The organism is Xanthobacter aminoxidans (genome assembly GCF_043193615.1).
GTDB classification, from domain to species: domain Bacteria; phylum Pseudomonadota; class Alphaproteobacteria; order Rhizobiales; family Xanthobacteraceae; genus Xanthobacter; species Xanthobacter aminoxidans.
Map to the genome: position 1 here is coordinate 27,173 of NZ_JBAFUS010000007.1, position 15,591 is coordinate 42,763.

11 protein-coding genes are annotated in these 15,591 nt (G+C 70.1%); 1 reads left to right on the forward strand and 10 read right to left on the reverse strand.

Features of this window, described 5'->3' with window-relative positions; translation table 11 throughout:
* Positions 1 to 24: 24 nt before the first annotated feature.
* From V5F74_RS23270 to V5F74_RS23315, 10 genes are all read right to left on the reverse strand, one after another.
* Entirely contained in the window at positions 25 to 3,504 is a 3,480-nt protein-coding gene (locus V5F74_RS23270; RefSeq protein ID WP_394010130.1) for an indolepyruvate ferredoxin oxidoreductase family protein, read from the reverse strand.
* A gap of 194 nt (positions 3,505 to 3,698) precedes the next feature.
* Positions 3,699 to 4,691, reverse strand: coding sequence for a nickel/cobalt transporter (locus V5F74_RS23275; protein WP_038192715.1), 993 nt, complete (start codon positions 4,689 to 4,691; stop codon positions 3,699 to 3,701).
* Positions 4,692 to 4,735: 44 nt separating this feature from the next.
* Positions 4,736 to 5,371 (reverse strand): DUF1007 family protein, encoded by a 636-nt coding sequence (locus V5F74_RS23280; protein ID WP_029555880.1) that lies wholly within the window; start codon positions 5,369 to 5,371, stop codon positions 4,736 to 4,738.
* A 165-nt stretch (positions 5,372 to 5,536) separates the two neighbouring features.
* Positions 5,537 to 6,478, reverse strand: coding sequence for a prephenate/arogenate dehydrogenase family protein (locus V5F74_RS23285; protein ID WP_394010131.1), 942 nt, complete (start codon positions 6,476 to 6,478; stop codon positions 5,537 to 5,539).
* Complete coding sequence (gene hisC, locus V5F74_RS23290; RefSeq protein ID WP_394010132.1) at positions 6,475 to 7,617, reverse strand: histidinol-phosphate transaminase; 1,143 nt, start codon at positions 7,615 to 7,617, stop codon at positions 6,475 to 6,477. Before hisC ends, V5F74_RS23285 begins: the two co-directional genes overlap by 4 nt.
* A gap of 26 nt (positions 7,618 to 7,643) precedes the next feature.
* Entirely contained in the window at positions 7,644 to 8,519 is an 876-nt protein-coding gene (locus V5F74_RS23295) for a chorismate mutase (protein ID WP_394010133.1), read from the reverse strand.
* Between the two features lie 205 nt (positions 8,520 to 8,724).
* A complete protein-coding gene (locus tag V5F74_RS23300; RefSeq protein WP_394010134.1) occupies positions 8,725 to 9,444 on the reverse strand; it encodes a hypothetical protein in 720 nt (239 codons plus the stop codon).
* Positions 9,445 to 9,461: 17 nt separating this feature from the next.
* On the reverse strand, positions 9,462 to 10,730 hold the full coding sequence (locus V5F74_RS23305) for a cytochrome P450 (protein ID WP_394010135.1): 1,269 nt from the start codon (positions 10,728 to 10,730) through the stop codon (positions 9,462 to 9,464).
* Complete coding sequence (locus V5F74_RS23310) at positions 10,717 to 12,456, reverse strand: di-heme-cytochrome C peroxidase (protein WP_394010136.1); 1,740 nt, start codon at positions 12,454 to 12,456, stop codon at positions 10,717 to 10,719. The genes V5F74_RS23305 and V5F74_RS23310 overlap by 14 nt, the downstream gene beginning before the upstream one ends.
* Before the next feature lie 148 nt (positions 12,457 to 12,604).
* Positions 12,605 to 13,741, reverse strand: coding sequence for a helix-turn-helix transcriptional regulator (locus V5F74_RS23315; RefSeq protein WP_029555873.1), 1,137 nt, complete (start codon positions 13,739 to 13,741; stop codon positions 12,605 to 12,607).
* Between the two features lie 337 nt (positions 13,742 to 14,078).
* Here V5F74_RS23315 and V5F74_RS23320 point away from each other — a divergent pair, with 337 nt between their 5' ends.
* On the forward strand, positions 14,079 to 15,557 hold the full coding sequence (locus V5F74_RS23320; RefSeq protein ID WP_394010137.1) for a hypothetical protein: 1,479 nt from the start codon (positions 14,079 to 14,081) through the stop codon (positions 15,555 to 15,557).
* Positions 15,558 to 15,591 lie beyond the last annotated feature (34 nt).

Sequence of the window (15,591 nt, forward strand, 5' to 3'; positions counted from 1 at the left end):
CGCGCGGGGAGAAGGGAACCCCGCTTACTCCGCCGCGACCGCCGTCGGGGCCGGCGGGTTGCGGAAGCGGGCGAGGAGGTCCTTCTCCTCGGCCTTGGCGGCCTCCAGGTGCCGCACCTTCACGGGACCGAAGCCGCGGATCTTCTCCGGGATGGAGGCGATGGCGACGGCGAGCGCATGGTTGGCGGGATCGAGCTTCGCCAGCAGCTCGCCCACCGTGCGCTCATACTCCGCGATCAGCGCCCGCTCGGTCTTGCGTTCTTCCGTGTAGCCGAACACATCCAGCGCCGTGCCGCGCAGGCCCTTCAGCTTCGCCAGCAGGGAAAAGCCCTTCATCATCCACGGCCCGAGGGTGATCTTGCGCGGCTCCCCCGTCGCGTCGTTGCGGCGGGCGAGGAGCGGCGGGGCGAGGTAGAACTCGAACCTGAGATCGCCGTCGAAGGCCGCGTCCGCCTGGGCGCGGAAGGCGCCGTCGGCATAGAGCCGGGCGACCTCGTATTCGTCCTTGTAGGCCATGAGCTTGTAGAAATTCTTCGCCACCGCCTCGGCGAGACCGCCACGGCCGGGCGTCTTGGCCTGCTCGGCCGCGCGCACCTTGTCCACCAGCGCGGTGTAGCGGGCCGCATAGGCGGCGTTCTGGTAGCGCGTGAGATCGGCCACGCGGCGGGCGATCACCTCATCGAGGCTCTGGGAGAGGCGCCGGGCGTCGCTGGAGACCGTGCCCTTGGGCGTCGCGATGGCCTCCACCGCCTTGGGATCGTGGGCGGCGCGGCGGCCCCAGAGGAAGGCGGCCTTGTTCATGGCCACCGCTTCCCCGTTCAGCTCGATGGCCCGCTCGATGGCGGCGGCCGAGAGGGGCAGGGCGCCGAACTGGTAGGCGTAGCCCACCATGAAGATGTTCTGCGCCAGCGCATTGCCGAACAGCGCCTGGGCGAGGCGGCTCGCCTCGATGAAGTGGGTCTGCGGCTCGCCCACCAGATCGCGGATGGTGCGCTTGATGCGCTCGGTGGGCAGCGAATAGTCGGCATTGCGGGTGAAGTCGCCGGGCAGCACCTCGTGGGTGTTCACCACCACGATGGTCTTGCCCGGCTTCACCGCCGCCAGCACCTTCTTGGTGCCGGCCACCACCAGATCGCCGCCCAGCACCACGTCCGCCCCGCGCGCCGGCACGCGGATGGCGGTGATGTCGGCGGGGTCGTTGGCGAGGCGGATGTGGCTGTAGACGGCGCCACCCTTCTGGGCGAGGCCGGCCATGTCGATCATGCCGCAGGCCTTGCCTTCCAGATGCGCCGCCATGCCGAGGATGGCGCCGATGGTGACGACGCCGGTGCCGCCCACCCCGGTGGCGATGACGCCATAGGTGCCGTGGATCTCGGGATGTGCCGGCTCCGGCAGCTCCGGCCAGCTGTCGGCGCCGGCCGCCGCGCCCGCGCTCTTCTTCGGCTTGGCGCCCTTCACGGTGACGAAGGAGGGGCAGAAGCCGTTCACGCAGGAGAAGTCCTTGTTGCAGGACGACTGGTCGATCTCGCGCTTGCGGCCGAATTCGGTCTCCAGCGGCTGCACGGAGACGCAGTTGGACTTCACCCCGCAATCGCCGCAGCCCTCGCAGACGCGCTCGTTGATGAGCACGCGCTTGTCCGGATCGGGAAACTGGCCGCGCTTCCTGCGCCGACGCTTCTCGGAGGCGCAGGTCTGGTCGTAGATCATCACCGTGACGCCGGGAATGGCCGCCAGCTCCCGCTGCACGGCGTCCAGCTCGTCGCGGTGGTGGATGGTGAGGCCTGAGGGCCAGAGCGTATTCGCGGGGTATTTCCCCGGCTCGTCGGTGACGACGACGACCCGCTCCACCCCTTCCGCCGCCACCTGCCGGGCGATGACCGGGACGGTGAGGTCGCCGTCATGCTTCTGGCCGCCGGTCATGGCGACGGCATCGTTGAAGAGGATCTTGTAGGTGACGTTCACCTTGGCGGCGCAGGAGGCGCGGAGCGCCAGATAGCCCGAATGGTTGTAGGTGCCGTCGCCGAGGTTCTGGAAGACGTGGCCGCGCTTGGAGAAAGAGGATTCGCCGATCCAGTTGGCGCCCTCGCCGCCCATCTGGGTGAAGCCGGTGGTCTCCCGGTCCATCCATTGCACCATGTAGTGGCAGCCGATGCCGGCATAGGCGCGCATGCCCTCGGGCACCTTGGTGGACGAATTGTGCGGGCAGCCGGAGCAGAAATAGGGAATGCGGGTCGCCACGTCGGAGGTGGCGGCGAGCACCCGCTGCGCCTCCTCCAGCTCCGCCACGCGCGCGGCGATGTCCGGGATGTCGCCATAGGCGAGGAGCCGGCGGCCGAGCTGGATGGCGATGTCGTTGGGGTCCAGCGCGCCCTTCACCGGGAACAGCCAGCGGCCCTGCTCGTCCTTCTTGCCGATGCAGACGGGCTGGTTGGCGGTGCCGTACAATTCCTCGCGCACCTGCACCTCGATGAGGGAGCGCTTCTCCTCCACCACCATGATGAGGTCGAGGCCCTTGGCGAACTCGTAGAGGCCCTGCGTCTCCAGCGGCCAGGGGCAGGCCACCTTCCAGATGCGGATGCCGAGATCGTTGGCGCGCACCTCGTCGATGCCCAGCTCGTCCAGCGCGAGGCGGACGTCGAGGTACGACTTGCCCACGGTGGCGATGCCGATGCGCGGGCGGGCGCCGCCGGAGGTGATGAAGCGGTTGAGGCGGTTGGCGCGCAGGAAGTGCAGCACCGCGTCGCGCTTGAACTCCTGAAGCCGCTCCTCCTGCGCCAGCGGCGTGTCGCCGAGGCGGATGTTGAGGCCGCCGGGGGGCATCTCGAAGCCCAGCGCCGGCTCGATGCGCACGCGATCCAGCCGCCCGTCCACGATGCCGGTGGACTCGATGGTGTCCTTCACCGCCTTGAGGCCGACCCAGGTGCCGGCGAAGCGGGAGAGCGCCCAGCCGTAGAGGCCGTAATCGATGATCTCCTGCACGCCCGCCGGGTTCAGCACCGGTATCATCACGTCGACGAAGTGGAATTCGCTCTGGTGGGCGGTGGTGGAGCTTTCGCAGGTGTGGTCGTCGCCCATGAGGGCGAGCACGCCGCCATGGCGGGAGGTGCCGGCGTTGTTGGCGTGGCGGAACACGTCGCCGGAGCGGTCGACGCCCGGCCCCTTGCCGTACCAGAGGCCGAACACGCCATCGAACTTGCCTTCCCCGCGCAGCTCCGCCTGCTGGGAGCCCCAGAGCGCGGTGGCGGCGAGATCCTCGTTGAGGCCGGACATGAACTTGATGTCGTTGGCCTTCAGGACCTTCTCGGCGCGCAGGAACTGCTGGTCGAGCCCGCCGAGGGGGGAGCCGCGATAGCCGGTGACATAGCCGGCCGTGTTGAGGCCGGCGCGCCGGTCGCGCTCCTTCTGCATCAAGGCGAGGCGGACCAGGGCCTGCGTGCCCGACACGAACACGCGCTCCTGGGACAGGTCATATTTGTCGTCGAGCGAAACAGGCTTCAGAGCCATCGCGACGCCTCCAGCGGGGCCGGGCAGGGGACGGCGTCGCGTGGAAATCACGCGCACCGTTCGCCTTTAGGCTGGCACGGAGTGTCGCACCCGGCAATTTCGTTGTTCCAATTCAAGGCGCAACGAAATTGCCGAAAAGCTGGGCGTGACGAATTTTGGTGCATCGCAACCGAATTTGGCTGCGCTGCGGGAGCTTAGCCCGGCAGCAGGCGCTCGCTTTCGAGATAGCCGGTGAGCAGGCCGAAGCCGAACAGCATCACCAGCAGGGCGGCGCCAAGCTCCACCCCCAGCCGGGCCATGACGGACCATTTGGTGTCCCGCCCGGCGATGCGCACGGCGAGCCGTTTGCCATAGACGGCGATGGCGGCGATGGCCGTCACGGTGGCGGCGGTGCCGAGGCCCATGGCGAAAGCGGAGGCGACGCCGCTCAGGAACACGCCCTGCGACAAGGCGAAGGTGAGCACGAGGATGGCGCCGGAGCACGGCCGCGCCCCGGCCGAGACCACGGCGACGGCGGCGCGCTTCCATCCGCCCTGTCCGGCGAGAAGCGCGGGGTCGGGGGCGTGCTTGTCGCCGCAATCGCAGTCGGCGGCATGGATGTGGCCGACATCCCCCCGCGCCGCAGCAACCAGGGCGCGGCCCTTCACGATCGCGAGATAAAGCCCGAACAGGCCGATGCCGCCATAGGCCGCGACCTCCACCACCGTCATGGCCTGCGCCATGGAGACGGCGGTCGCCCCCAGCGCCAGCGCGAGGATGCCGACGAACAGGATGGCCGCCACCGCCTGCACCATGCCGGCAGCCAGCGACAGGGCCGCGCCCCGGCGCAGCGTGCCGCCATCGGCGAGGAGATAGGAGGAGATCACCGCCTTGCCGTGTCCGGGGCCGGCGGCATGGAACACGCCGTAGGCGAAGGACAGGCCGGCGAGGAGGAAGGTGGCATTGCCATCCTTTTTGGCCGCGCGCACAGCCCCCACCAGCGCGCGGTAGAATTCCGACTGCTTGGCGAGGATGAAGCCGGTGATGCCGGAGGGCGGCGCGCCGCCGCCGCCGAGGCCGAAGGGCGTCGCCTTTGGTCCGCCGCCCCCGGGCGGGCCGAAACCCTGCGCGAAGGCGAGGTCTGGATAGAGCACCAGCGCCACCAGCAGGGCGAACAGCACCACGGCGCCGAGCCCTAGAACGATCATCCCCGCCCGGCGCATCCGCCCGGGGACCGCCGCAGGGAACCCGCTCACGGGCACTTCACCGTGATCTTGTCCGCAAACTGGGCGCCGTAGGTGCTGCCCGCCGTGAGCCCGGCGAAGAAGGCCTCATTGAGCGTCGAGCTGGCCGGCGGCTCCGGCGAGGTGACTTCCTGCGTGCAGCCGGCCGGCGCCGCGACCATCTTCACCGGATCGTTGTCGGCGAAGGAGAAGGAGACGAACACGGTCGGATCATAGATCTCGATGGTGGCCGCCCCCTTCACCGCGATGGGCTTGGCCAGCGGCAAGGTGAAGTGCAGGGTCAGCAGCTCGTTCTCGTAGGTGAGGTAATAATCCACCGGGTCCTTGAAGGCTAGCTTGCCGGTGGCGGTCTTCCCCCGGACGAAATAGTCATATTCCTTCAGGGAGGTAACATTCACTTCGGCGAGCGGCTTCAGCACGTCGTCGCCATAGCTGCCGTCCTTCTGCTTTTCCAGCCCCTGCAAGGCGAAGGCGGTGAAGGCGTCGTCGAAGGTCCAGGCCTGCTTGAGGGCGGTGAGCTTGCCGTCGGCGCCGTAGACCACCTCGGTCTTCATGGTCACCCAGACGTGGGGATGGGCCTCCGCCACCCCGGGCAGGAGCGCCGCGGCGAGCAGCATGACGACGGGCAGCAGGCGCGCCAGCATCCGAATCTACTTCCTTGTGTCGGGGCGAACCCCTCTCAGGTCGCGCGAGACTTCGGCGGAATGGTGACGCCGGTCCCTACAGGCCCCATGACACGCGGGTGTGACAGGGCCTGCCTGTGCGTCATATTCCGTGCGTCACATTGGCCGGCGCGCTTTTCCCGAGGGTCAGCTGTCCTCGTGCTTCGGCTTTTCCGCCGCGCGGCGGCCGAAGTCGGGGGCGGCGGTCTCCTGGCCCTGCTCGATGATGGAGCGGCGGATGGCGCGGGTGCGGGCGAAGTGCTCGAACAGGACATCCCCGTCGCCGTAGCGGATGGCCCGCTGCAACGCCGTCAGGTCCTCGGTGAAGCGGCCGAGCATCTCCAGCACGGCGTCCCGGTTGGTCAGGAACACGTCGCGCCACATGGTGGGGTCGGAGGAGGCGATGCGGGTGAAGTCGCGGAAGCCGCCGGCGGAGAACTTGATGACCTCGGAGGTCAGCGTCTCCTCCAGATGCGCCGCCGTGCCCACGATGTTGTAGGCGATGAGGTGCGGCACATGGCTGGTGATGGCCAGCACCAGATCATGGTGCTGGGCGCTCATGGTCTCCACATTCGCCCCCGCCGCCCGCCATAGGCCGACGATGCGCGCCACCGCCTGAGGGTCCGCCCCTTCGGGCGGGGTGACGATGCACCAGCGGTTCTCGAACAAGGTGGCGAAGCCCGCGTCGGGGCCGGAGAATTCCGTGCCGGCTACCGGATGGGCGGGGATGAGATGGGCGTGGGCCGGCACATGGGGGGCCATGGCCTCCACCACGAAGCCCTTCACCGATCCCACGTCCGAGAGGATGGCGCCGGGCTTCAGGCGCGGCCCCACCACCTCGGCGACCTTGCCGGAGGCGCCGACCGGCACGGCGACGACCACGATGTCGGAGCCTTCGGCGGCCTCCCCGGCGTCTTGCGTCACCACGTCGGCGAAGCCGAGCTGCCGCACGCGTTCGCACACGGCGGGGTCGGCGTCGGCGACGACGAGGGTGCCGGCGAGATGCTTCTCCCGCGCGGCGCGGGCAAGCGACGAGCCGATGAGGCCCGCGCCGATGATGGCGAGGCGCGGCACGAGGGGCTGGATCACTTGGTGGGCCCCGCCGCGCCGCCCGCCATGAACTCGGTCAGCGCGGCGACCACCAGCTCGTTGGCCTCCTGCGTGCCCACCGTCATGCGCAAGGCGTTGGGCAGGCCGTAGCTCGCCACCTGCCGCAGCACCAGGCCACGGCGCATGAGGAAGGCATCCGCCTCCTTCGCCGTGCGGCCGGGCTCCTCCGGGAAGTGGATGAGCAGGAAGTTGGCCACCGAGGGCGTCACCTTCAGCCCGAGCGCCTCGATCTTGCCGGTGAGCCAGGGCAGCCACTTGGAATTGTGGGCGACCGACTTCTCCACATGGGCGGCATCGGCGATGGCCGCCGCGCCGGCCAGCAGGGCCGGGGTGTTCATGTTGAACGGCCCGCGGATGCGGTTCATGGCGTCGATGACATGGGCCGGGCCCACCGCCCAGCCGATGCGCAGCGCGGCGAGGCCGTGGATCTTGGAGAAGGTGCGGGTCATGAGCACGTTCTCGGCGGAGAGCGCCAGCTCCAGCCCGGTCTCGTAGTCGTTGCGGCGGACGTATTCGGCATAGGCCGCGTCCAGCACCAACAGCACGTTGGAGGGCAGGCCCGCGTGCAGGCGCTTCACCTCGTCGAACGGCAAATAGGTGCCGGTGGGGTTGTTCGGGTTGGCGAGGAAGACGAGCCGCGTCTTCGGCGTCACCAGCGCGAGCAAAGCGTCCACGTCGGCCGTGAGGTCGCGTTCCTTCGCCACGACAGGCACGCCGCCGGCGGCCAGCGTCGCGATCTTGTAGACGAGGAAGCCGTGCTCCGAATAGATCACCTCGTCGCCCGCGCCCACATAGGTGTGGGTCACGAGGTTCAGGATCTCGTCCGAGCCGGCGCCGCAGATGATGCGCTCGGGATCAAGCCCGTTGGCCTTGGCGATGGCCTCGCGCAAAGCGCGGGCGGAGCCGTCGGGATAGTCCTCCAGCTTGAGCCCGGCCTCGGCGAAGGCGGCGACCGCCTTCTCGCTCGGGCCGAGGGGGGTCTCGTTGGAGGAGAGCTTGAACACCTTCTCCACCCCCGGCGCGTGGCTCTTGCCCGGCACATAGGCCTCGATGGCGAGCACGCCCGGCTTCGGCTCAGGCCGGCCGGTGGGGATCGGGTCGTTCAGCACGGCGGACATCTCGGGTAACTCCAGACAATCTTTCTTCACGGCCGGGCGGCGGGGCGCACCACCTTGTGGGTGGCGGCGTGGCTGCCAACCTCGGCGACGGCGCGGATGCCCGCGCCCGCTTCAGTGAGGGCGCCCGTCACCTCGTCCACGGCATGGCCGGGGGGCAGGGACACGAGCAAGGCGGCGCCGTCGAGGGCTTCATCCGGCGCCACCACCACCTCGGCGAAGGCGGGTATGGCACGGCCGGCGGCCGCGCTCCATCCCGTCACGCGCAGCGAATAGACGCGGACCTCGCGCACGGCGGCATCCGCGATGGGGTGGGACACCACGAACACCGGCAGGCCGGCGGGGTGGTCGTCGCGCTCCACGAAGGGCAGGCGGGCGATGATCTTGGGGGCGCCTTCCGCCTCCAGCGCCGTCCACCAGGGGTCGGCGGCGGAGGGAGAGGGGGCGGCGGCCAGCAGGCCGAGATCGCCGCGCGAGCCGGCCACCGCATCGATCACGCCGCGCGCGCCCATGTGGGGCAGGAACGGCACGGTGAAACCGAAATGGAAGCGCGCGCTGTCGCGCATGGGTGCTTCGCCGCCGGAGAGATCGGCGTGGACCGAATAAGGCGCCTGGACATAGGTGAAGGTGGCGATGATGACGCGCCAGATGCTCTCCACCGTGTCGAGCGGCAGCAGGCCGTGGTGGCGCTCCACCAGCCGGCGCATCATGTCCGCCTCGCGGGCGGGGCGGAAGGCGGAGCCCCCCTCGGTGCCCTGCGTGTGCTTCACCTGCACCAGGCGGTCGATGATCTCGCTGCGCTCCATGAGCAGCTGGTGCATGGCCGCGTCGATGCGGTCGATCTCGGAACGCAAATCCGCGAGGGAAATCGGAGCGTCGGAGAGGGGAGCGTCGTTGTGTGTCATTGGCGTTCGCGCGTCTGGAGCGCGACGCCCTGGCGGATGAAGTCCGTCCGCCGGATGAAACGCCCCTCCAACTCGGGGACGGAGACCGCGGGACCCGATCCGCCTGCGTCGCAGGCTTCCGGCACGCCCTCCAGCCGGCGAGGCTTACCGGGAACGGGCGCGGGAATCAAAACTTTGTTGCGCGCCGTGCCGGTATCCAGGCGCTCTAGCGCTTGAAATAGCCCTTCACCAGATGCTGCGCCACGAAGGCGTCGATGGCGGCGTGGATGGTGTCCCAGCGGGGCAGGCTGCTGGCCGGCACCTCCACGGCGGCGGACCAGACGGGCGTCTGGAACCAGAGCTGCGCGCGGGCGTCGGCGGCATCGAGGCGCGCCGGCAGGCGGGCGAGCACGCCGCGATCCTCGGAGATGCGCACCAGATAATCGCCGCCCGCTGCCGGAAACCGCTCCAGATCGTTGAGGAAGCCCTGCCGTTTGTCCTCCCGCCGCACGCTGGCGATGGTCTTGGTCATGCCGGCGAAGTCGGGGTGGGGGCCGAGATGGAAGGCGGTGACGCGGATGGTCGGGTCATCCGCCGCCGGTGCGGCTTGCGCAGTCCCTGCCGCACGCGGCGGCGCGACGCCCGGGGTCGCGGCATGGGCCGCCATGGCAGCGGCCATGTCCGAGAGGGGAAAGGCGAAGGCGGTCTCCCGGCTGCGGATGAGGCAGCCCAGCAGTCCCAGCTCCGGCGGCGCGAGGGCATAGCGCGCGGGGAAGGCGAAGAGGTCGTCCCCGGCGCGGTAGAAGAGCGTCTCGCCATATTTGGCGACCGCCGCCTGCCGCGCCTCCGCCGCCTTGCCCGAGGGCTTTGCGGCAGGTTTGGCAGCAGGTTTCGCGGCGGGCGCGGGCTGGCAGAGCGCGGGGGGAATGTCGGGAACGGGAGCCATCCCCGAACTATAGGCCCTTAGGTCAGGCCGATGCGATAGGTCTGGGGAAACGGCGTGCCCGCCATGTCCACCGGCGCCAGCGGGCGGGCGGCGGGGCGCAGAAGCACGCGCTTCACGATCTCGGGGATCATGGTGCCGCCCACATAGCGGCCGAGGCATTCGTGGTGCCCGTAGCCGAAATGCAGGTAGGTGTGGAACGGCCGGTCCGACTTGAAGGCATCCGGCTCCGGCACGAAATCCGGGTCGAACATGGCGGAGAGGCTCAGGGGGAGCACCACCGTGCCCGTGCCCAGCACCTTCTCCCGCGCCGTGCCCTTGGCCAGCGTGTAGGTAGAGGCCGCCTCGCGGAACATGAAGGCGACGATGGGCGAGAAGCGCAGCGCCTCCCACACATAGCCGTCGAACACGGCGTCATCCCCCGCCTTGGCGGCCGCCCGCGCATCGCTGAGCACTTCCGGCCGGGCGAAGAGTTCGGCCAAAGCGTTGATGGCGGCTTCCGCCGTGGTCTCGATGGCGCCGATGAGCAGGCCGCCGATGTTGATGACCACCCGGTCCATGCCGAAATGGTCCGCCGCCGGCAGATTGAGGCTGAGGATGCGGGTGAGGCTGTCGTCCGGCGCGGTGCCGGCCTTGATCTCGGCGATGCGGGCCGGGATGAGGGCGGCGAACAGGGCCCGCAGCTTCACTCGGCTGTCCTCCGCCGCCTGATGGATGGCGTCGGCGTCCGGGCGGTCGTCGTAGGGCAAATTGTTGAACTGATCCATCTGGTTGGCATAGGACCAGTCGAGCAGGTCGGCGTCCGGCCCCTTGATGCCGAAGAAGCGCTGCACGATGCGCAGGGGCACGAGCCGCGCTAGCTTCTGCACCGCCTCAATCTCGGACCCTGCTGCGTTCAGCGCGGCGTCGGCGATCTCGGCCACGGCGGCGCGGATCTTCGGCAGGTCGTCCCAGGCGAGGATGGCGCGCATCACGGACTTGTCGCGGTAGTTCACCACCGTCTCGTCCATGGCGAGCATGAAGTCGCCCATCTTGGGTTTGTAGAGATCGACGGTGAACACCTTCGGCACGGACAGGATCTCGATCACGTCCGCCCGCTTGGCGATGAGCGTCACCTCGCTGGTCTCGTAGACCGGGGCGTGGGCGCGCAACTCGGCGAAGAAGGGGCGGGGCTCGCTGGAAATCCAGCCCCGCGCCAGCGGCCAGCGCTCGGCGGGGCGGACGGCGGCGAGCTTGTCGAGATAGGGCGTGTAGGGGCGCACGCGCGCCGCGGCCTCAGGGACGGACATCGGGGCCCTCCAGGACCTTGAGATATTCGATGATGGCGTAGCGATCCTCGGGGGAGAGCTTCGCCCCGGTGGGGAAGGCGTGGCCGCGATTGGAATTGCCGGGCAGGGCGGTGTCGAAGCGCGACACGCGCACCCGCTCCGCCTCGGGGATCGAGTCGTAGGACGAGACGAAGCCCAGCTTCTCCGCGTCGAAGCGCTTCGAGCCCACATAGAACACCGCCGGGCGCTCCTCCTCGGGGGAGAGCAGGTCATAGATGGTGGGCACCGAACCGTTGTGCAGGAACGGCCCCGTCGCCCACACGCCGGCCAGCGGGCCGGCCTTGTAGCTCGGCGGCAGCAGCCAGCCGGATTGCGGCGTGTCGCTGCCGGGGGCGAAGCGCCAGCCATAGGCGGCCTTGCGTGCATCGCCGGTGATGCCGCGGGCGCGCAGATTGTTCTCGGTGAGGGTGGTCACCGCCGCCAGCAGCAGCGAGCCGGCGAGCACTTCCTTGCCGTCCTGGGAGTGCGGCGCGGCCCCGAGCAGGGGCGCGAAGGGGCCGGGCTTGGCGTAGCGGGTGATGAAGTTCATCGCCATCTTCGGGTCGGTCTTCACGGTGTCGATGTTCACCATGGAGACGGCCAGCCACTGCCGCCCGCCCTCGGTCTCGGCGGCGGGGGTGAGGCGATAGTCGGGGCCGCCGTGGCAGCCGGCGCAATTGGCCTTGAACAGCTCGGCGCCGCGCTTCGCCTTGGCGGCGTCCACCTTGCCCAGCTCCTTCTCCGGCCACGGCGGCGGCTTCAGCGTGGAGACCCAGGCTTCCAGGTGGACCAGATTGTCGCCGAGCGCCGTGGAGCTGGCGTCCCTGAGGTTGCCGTTGGCGAAGTCCGGATGGCCGAACACGCCCAGCACCTCGCCGAGATTGCGGCCGAGCGGGTTGCCGGCGACGCCGTTCCACTGCACGTAGCGCTGCCATGGCGTGGTCCACAGGAAGGGGTAGCTCACCGGCGCGTCGGGGATGCGGTAGTTGGCCGGCTCGTTGAGCGCGGTGGCGGAGACCGCGTTCAGGATGTGGCCGAAGGCATCGAGCCGCCCGCGGCCGTAGGGCACCGGCGTCCAGGAGGCGGCCTCCAGCCGCCGGATCTCGGTGGCGAGAGCTTCCAGCGCCGGGCGCACGGCCTTGGGGTCCATGGCCACGAGCCGCGCCGCGAAGCGGTGGAACTTGGCGGGATCGGCGAGGGTGATGTCGAGCGCCTTGCTGAGGCGCGCCATCAGAAGCTGGTAGTCCCCCTGCGAGGCGCCGCCGTCGATGCGGATGCGCGCGCCGGTCTTCGCCTCGATGTCGGCGGTGTGGCAGGCGGCGCAGGTGAGCCCCACCATGGGGCCGAGCGCGCTCGTGCCGGGGCGCGGGTCCTTCACGAAGCCGATGGGCAGGCCGTCCGGATTGAGGGCCGAGGGGCCGTCCGCCGGCAGGAAGCCCATCTCCGCCACATGGGCGGGATCGAGGAACAGCTTGTCGGACAGCGGCTGCTCCAGCGCCCGCAGCATGGCGTAGGGCATCAGCTGGGAGCCCTGCGAGGTGAAATAGAACTGCTCGCGCATCTCCTTCGACCAGCCCTGGTCGAGCGGCTGCGCCTTGCCCGGCTCGGCCGGCGCCTCGTTGCGCGACATGATGGCGTCGGTGAGGGCGGCCAGCCCCAGAAACCCGATGATCCCCGCCCCGAGGATCAGACCCTTGCGCCCCAGCATTCTTGCCCCCGGATCGTCCTGCGTCTGCGGCCCCTGCCGGAAGACGCCCGTTTGAACCCCTCAATCGTGAGCGGCCGCGCCATCTCGGGCGCGGCCGTATGATGTCCACGCGCCATGAATGCGCGATGAACCGGTGCGCGATGAACCGTCAGACCAGCGACAGGTCGACGCTCTCGCGCAGCCGCGCGACAAGTTCGCCCTGCCGGTTGGTGCCGGTCTTCTCGTAGAGCGCCTTCAGCTGGCTGCGCGCGGTGGAGAGCGCCACGTTGCGCTGCTGGGCGAAGTCGGCGAGGGAGGCCCCCACCGCCAGCGCCGCCGCCAGCGCCGCCTCGGAGGGCGTGAGCTTGAAGGTGGTCTGGATGCGCCGCGCCACGTCCGCCCCGCCGCGTCCGGGCTGGCGCACCACCACCGCGATCTGCGAGCGGGTGGCGAGGCGCGGGCTGCCCTCGCCCGCCGGCAGCGGATGCAGCGACACCCGGTAGGGGCCGGCATCCTCGCCCGCGCGCGGCACTTCCATGTGCTCGGCATGGGTGATGTTGGCCTCGCCCCGCGCGGCGGCCAGTGCCAGCGCGACGGCGGAGGCCACCTGCCGGGAGGCGCGGTCGTCGCGGAAGGCGAGCTTGCCCTGCCGGACAGTGATGTCGCCGGACTTCACCATGCTCTCGCCGGCCCGGTTGACGTGGGCGACGTGCATCTCCGCGTCCACCAGGAAAATGCCGGCATCCACGATGTCGAGGGCGGCGGCGATGTCGCCCACCTTCGCCTTCGCCTCGTCGAGCAGCGCGTAAAGCTCGAACGCGCGCCTGAGGTGCGGCACCACGAGGCCGAGCTTCTGCCGCTCCGCCTGCCCGAACGGCCCCTGCGCACGGCCGCGCATGGCGCAGATGGTGGCCATCACGTCGGCTTCCTGGGCGAAGTAGGAGACGAGCGAATGCTCGATGTCCATGGGCTCCACCACCTCGCGGAACAGGGCCGAGGCGCGGAACTGGTCGGGGTCCACCCCGTCCTCGCCGCAGATGACGCGGCCGGGATTGGAGAGGATGTAGGAGAGGCGGGGGTCTTCCGTCGCGTGGCGATAGAGGAAGGTCTTGTAGTCGTTGTGATCGTGGCCCCACACGCGCCAGGTGGGCTTGGTCTGCTGCTTGAGGCTGAAGACCGCGAGCTGGCCGACGCGCCCGTCGATGAAGCGGGTGACGCCTTCGAGCAGGATGCCCCACTGACGGGGATCGCCGGAAAGCTCGTAAACGTCCCCGACGAGGCGGGAGTAGTGATCGAGTTCGCCCATGTCCGTCCCATTTTTCGCGCGGCGATATCTCCGGCCGGGCCGGCGATCGCGTCGCCATGATCCGATGGGCCGCCATGGTCCACCCCGCGAGGACCGGACGGCGACTTAGAGTGTGCCTTGAGGCTTGCCCTGGCGCCCGCCGATGCCGACGGGCGGCCCACGGAGATCGTGAGCGCAGCATTGCACAACCACCTCAAGCTGCAAGACGTCCGAAAGGGGGTCATCCCCCATTCGGATGATGCTGACCGAACCGTTGAAATGGTGACGTATGGGGGAGCCCCGGGGCGGGGGCATCAGAGGAGCGTGCCCCAGAATGCGTGTCGAAAGGCCCCTTGAGATGACCACCGGAAGCGACGAGCAGCGCCCCTCGACCCGGGAGGCGATCAGCGCGCGCGTCCGGAGCCTTGCCATCGAGGCGGGGGCGCGGCCGAGCGACCATGGCTTCGGCCGCATGTTCCCGACGCTGGCGACGCCCTCGCGCGGCATCGGCGAGGGACCGCGGACGCTGAAGGATCTCGCCCGCCTCGCCACCGCCATGGGCGCCTGCGCCGAGGCGCCGAGCGGGCGCCCGCCGCGCCGCCGCGCCGAGGGCGATGCCGACATTCCCGCCGCCTATGCCTTCCTGGTGGAGTTCGTGCTCAACGATCTCGTCTGGGAGCGCCGGCCGGCGGAGGAGGCGGCGCTCGCGGGCGCCCCGGCCTTCGTTCCTCTGGGCACCTTCTCCACCCTGTTCAACCGCCGGTCCGGCTGCCTCGATCTCGAATCCATCTATGACGCGCCGCGCGATCCCGCCGCCGTGCGGCGGATGCTGCTGGGCGAGGTGTGGCGCAACCCGCTGGGCGAGCCGGCGCTGCCGCCGCGCAAGGGCGCGCGCAACGACCTGCCGCGCCTGCCCCGCGCCCTCGACCCGGCCCGTGATCGCGTGCCGCGCATGAGCGACGCGCGCAACGACCGCAGCCTGCCGCTCAGCCAGCTCCACGTCGCCTTCCTCAAGGCGCACAACGCGCTGGTCTCCACCGGCCGCTCCTTCGAGGCGGCGCGCCGGGCGCTGCGGCAGCGCTATCAATGGATGGTGCTGTTCGACCTCCTGCCCAAGATCGCCGATCCGGCGGTGGTGGAGGAGGTGATGAGCGAGGGGCCGCTGCTGTGGCGGCAGGATCGGCCGGGGGACATCTTCATCCCGGTGGAATTCTGGGCGGCGGCCTTCGCCATCGCCCCCAGCCTCGCCCGGCCCAGCTACGACTACAACCGCCACCTGAGGGACGCGGAAGGGGCGGCGCTCTCCACCCGCGCCGCCCTCGGCCCCTCCGGCTCCGGCCCGGACGGCCTGCCGGCGGATCGCATCATCGCCTGGGAAGGCTTCCTGCCGCTGGAGGCGGAGGCGCCGCAGCGGGCGCGGCGGCTCGACACCATCCTCGCCGGCGCGCCGGACACGGTGGAGGCGGCGGCGCTCCGGCACCTGTCGCGCGGCTACCGGCTCGGTCTGCCGAGCGGGCAGGCGGTGGCGCAGCATCTCGGCCTCCGGCCGCTGCGCGACGACACGCTGCTCGCCGCATTGCCCGAAGCCCAGCGCGTTGCCGCTCTGCCGTTCTGCGAGGCGACGCCGCTGTGGTTCTACATCCTCGCCGAGGCGGGCGATCCGGCCGGGCCGGCGGGCAAGCATCTCGGCCCGGTGGGCAGCCGCATCGTCGCCGAGGCGCTGTGGACGCTGGCGCGCCATTCCGACGCTTCCATCCTCGCGCCGGGCGAGCTGCGCGACTTCGACCGCTTCACCCTGAGCGACCTCGTGCTGCTGGCGGCGGAAGAGGACGGCTGAGCCCGCCTCCATCATCATCGCCGAAAAGGCTGCC

Bases quoted from the DNA above. Each gene is read 5' to 3' on its own strand.
- V5F74_RS23320 (WP_394010137.1), top strand. From the start codon at position 14,079: ATGACCACCGGAAGCGACGAGCAGCGCCCCTCGACCCGGGAGGCGATC.
- V5F74_RS23310 (WP_394010136.1), bottom strand. From the start codon at position 12,456: ATGCTGGGGCGCAAGGGTCTGATCCTCGGGGCGGGGATCATCGGGTTT.
- V5F74_RS23270 (WP_394010130.1), bottom strand. From the start codon at position 3,504: ATGGCTCTGAAGCCTGTTTCGCTCGACGACAAATATGACCTGTCCCAG.
- V5F74_RS23315 (WP_029555873.1), bottom strand. From the start codon at position 13,741: ATGGGCGAACTCGATCACTACTCCCGCCTCGTCGGGGACGTTTACGAG.
- V5F74_RS23295 (WP_394010133.1), bottom strand. From the start codon at position 8,519: ATGACACACAACGACGCTCCCCTCTCCGACGCTCCGATTTCCCTCGCG.
- V5F74_RS23275 (WP_038192715.1), bottom strand. From the start codon at position 4,691: ATGATCGTTCTAGGGCTCGGCGCCGTGGTGCTGTTCGCCCTGCTGGTG.
- V5F74_RS23305 (WP_394010135.1), bottom strand. From the start codon at position 10,730: ATGTCCGTCCCTGAGGCCGCGGCGCGCGTGCGCCCCTACACGCCCTAT.
- V5F74_RS23300 (WP_394010134.1), bottom strand. From the start codon at position 9,444: ATGGCTCCCGTTCCCGACATTCCCCCCGCGCTCTGCCAGCCCGCGCCC.
- V5F74_RS23280 (WP_029555880.1), bottom strand. From the start codon at position 5,371: ATGCTGGCGCGCCTGCTGCCCGTCGTCATGCTGCTCGCCGCGGCGCTC.
- hisC (WP_394010132.1), bottom strand. From the start codon at position 7,617: ATGTCCGCCGTGCTGAACGACCCGATCCCCACCGGCCGGCCTGAGCCG.